The sequence below is a fragment of the Pyrobaculum sp. genome (assembly GCF_049971835.1).
Lineage (GTDB): Archaea > Thermoproteota > Thermoprotei > Thermoproteales > Thermoproteaceae > Pyrobaculum.
Map to the genome: position 1 here is coordinate 1 of NZ_JBMFKV010000289.1, position 2,000 is coordinate 2,000.

3 protein-coding genes and 1 pseudogene are annotated in these 2,000 nt (G+C 58.8%); all 4 read left to right on the plus strand.

Annotation, left to right across the window (positions count from 1 at the left end; genetic code table 11):
- The first annotated feature begins 137 nt into the window (after nt 1-137).
- Complete coding sequence (locus ACP5J3_RS13765) at nt 138-947, plus strand: hypothetical protein (RefSeq protein WP_428496206.1); 810 nt, start codon at nt 138-140, stop codon at nt 945-947.
- Between the two features lie 43 nt (nt 948-990).
- The gene (locus tag ACP5J3_RS13770) at nt 991-1,365 is read left to right on the plus strand and encodes a hypothetical protein (RefSeq protein WP_428496207.1); all 375 of its coding nucleotides are present in this window, start codon (nt 991-993) and stop codon (nt 1,363-1,365) included.
- Nucleotides 1,362-1,727, plus strand: coding sequence for a hypothetical protein (locus ACP5J3_RS13775; protein ID WP_428496208.1), 366 nt, complete (start codon nt 1,362-1,364; stop codon nt 1,725-1,727). The genes ACP5J3_RS13770 and ACP5J3_RS13775 overlap by 4 nt, the downstream gene beginning before the upstream one ends.
- Nucleotides 1,720-2,000 (plus strand): annotated as a pseudogene (locus ACP5J3_RS13780) (hypothetical protein); the annotation flags it as partial. The gene ACP5J3_RS13775 and the pseudogene ACP5J3_RS13780, both read left to right, overlap by 8 nt.

Sequence of the window (2,000 nt, forward strand, 5' to 3'; positions counted from 1 at the left end):
CCAGGCTGTACATCGACGGCAAGACGCGTGTCATTAAAACCGTAGTTCACCGCGTCGCCGATTACATAGGCCGGTGGGAGGAGCTGGACTTGGAGCCGTTGCTTTAATTCCACGTCTAGTTTTTTCCAGATCCTCACATGGGCAAGGTAGAAAAAGTATTGAGATGGTTGTGGGAGAATAGCGGTAGGTGGGCCGGCCTCGTGGCCGGCCCGCCGGGGAGCGGCAAAACGACATTTATTAGGGCGTTGCTACGCGTTAAACGCGATAGTGCTCTTTTAATTAGGACTAAGGAATGTGATGACGAAAAAGCTATAGCAATAGAGGAGAAAGTGGTTCTACAACACATTGCTTCTGCATTGCATTTTACAGCGGAGAGATCTATAATGCCTGCCATAGATAGGTTAACGTTATACGTCAATGGGAGCATTGAGAGCCTCATTAGTACAGTTGAATCGAAGTTTAAGCCAGATATCGCTGAATGGATAAAATCCCGTCTGGAAATGATCATGAAGCTTAAGCAGAATGACAAAATATTCATTCCGACGTGTTTGCAAAATTACGATGAGCCTTATAGGCGTCTAACACTTGGATTGCTATACGCAGTTCGCCCCAAAATCCCGTTACCCATAATACTAGACGATAGTTTCGCATTCATTATCAACGAAAGCTATGCCCAAGCGTTTGTAGCAATGATGCGGCCATATCTCTTGACGATTAACGCATATCCGGACAGCCGCATGCTACTGTCCCACTCCCCGGTGGTGCTCACCCCCGCGCGGATTCCCGCTACCTCCCGCCCGCCCCTCACGCCCCTCACGCGGGGGGCACAGACGCCGGGGAGTGGGAAGATACACCGTTTGGTAGAGCGCGACCAATACGTCATATTGTTCAACGGAACTATTGAAAAAGTGAAATTCAAAGATATCGCAAACCTGGCCCAGTCTTAATCCCCCTTTTTTATTCCAAATTAGATTTTTCTCCTGGCTCCCCGTGCCCTACGCCATAGTCACGAGGGGCTGTCAGGTGAGGGGGAGGGCTAGGTGTACGCCTCTTAAACCACGCGGCTGTCTGTGCTACTCCAGAGAGCCCTTTGAAGCGCTGGTCTTCGACCGCTGGTTCGAGGCGCGGTACATGGACGCCGAGGCCTTCGCCAGGTTCCTCAGCGCGGTCGAGGTGGAGGAGGCGGGGGAGGCGAGGTACGAGATAGCGGTGTTCGCGCCGTGCGACCGCCCGCCCAGGGCGGAGGGGCGGGTTGAGGTGGAGCGGGTGGGCGGCCTGCCCTCGGGCCGCTGTCTCTACTACCTCTCCTCGCGCGCGCCGTTCGCCGTGGAGGTGGGCGGCGTCTGGGTAATTCCGCGAGCGTGAGGCTGTACCTCACCTACGCTCCCCGCTCGCCAGAGATTCCGTTCGCGCACTACGCCATGCTCAACGCGGCGCAGATGAGGCCGAGGCCTGCCGCGGCCGTCGCCGTGGCGCTGGACAGCGGTGGTTTCCTTGCGTTGAAGCGGGGGGCCCAGCTCCCGTCTCCGGAGGAGATCTGCCGCCTCTGCCGCGAGATAGGCGCCGAGTTGTGCTTCGCGCCAGACGTCCCGCCTCCCCCTGGCGCATCGCCGCTGGAGTGGTGGAGGATTGAGATGAGGAACTTGGCGAGGTGGCTATCCGCGCCCTGCCAGCTGGCCCCCGTGGTGCACGTCACGCCGCACGTGGAGCTGATCCGCGATGCTTAGGCGCATCGCCGCCGCCTACGACGGCGTGATCGGAGTAGGCGGCGCCGTGCCGTACATCACAAGACATAGATACGCCGTGGTGGAGGCCGCGCTCCACGCAGCCGAGCCCCACAGAATCCACCTCTTCGGCACGGGATCGCCCCTAGTCATAAGAAGGCTCGGGCTGTGCGACCGCGTAGAGTCGGCGGATTGGGCCGGGTGGACGGTGAAGGCCGCCCACGGCAAGGTGGCGACGCCTTGGGGCGAGCGCCACGTCACGCCCAAGGCTGTGGT

Bases quoted from the DNA above. Each gene is read 5' to 3' on its own strand.
- ACP5J3_RS13765 (WP_428496206.1), top strand. From the start codon at position 138: ATGGGCAAGGTAGAAAAAGTATTGAGATGGTTGTGGGAGAATAGCGGT.